The sequence below is a fragment of the Brevibacterium sp. SIMBA_078 genome (assembly GCF_046534565.1).
In the GTDB taxonomy this organism is placed as follows: Bacteria; Actinomycetota; Actinomycetes; order Actinomycetales; family Brevibacteriaceae; genus Brevibacterium.
Map to the genome: position 1 here is coordinate 1 of NZ_JAWRYQ010000609.1, position 234 is coordinate 234.

General features: G+C 43.6%; 1 protein-coding gene. It reads left to right on the forward strand.

Annotated elements, in window-relative coordinates; translation table 11 throughout:
- Window positions 1-29 precede the first annotated feature (29 nt).
- Window positions 30-234, forward strand: a 205-nt coding sequence (locus SB749_RS20970; RefSeq protein ID WP_410712019.1) for a CoA transferase, incomplete at its 3' end; no start/stop codon positions are given.

The following is a 234-nucleotide window of genomic DNA, read 5'->3' on the forward strand; positions in this document are numbered from 1 at the left end:
GTAATAGCATAACAAAATTCTAAGGATGGATGACTATGCAAGCAACTCATGAATTGCCACTCGTCGGTGTCAAGGTAATCGATTTTGGCCAATATATCGCAGGTCCTGCTGTAGGTATGATGCTTGGTGACTTAGGCGCAACCGTGGTTCATATCGATCCCCCGTCAGGTCCAAAATGGCAAAGTCCAGCTAATGCCGTATTAAATCGCAATAAATTGATGTTAAGACTCGATC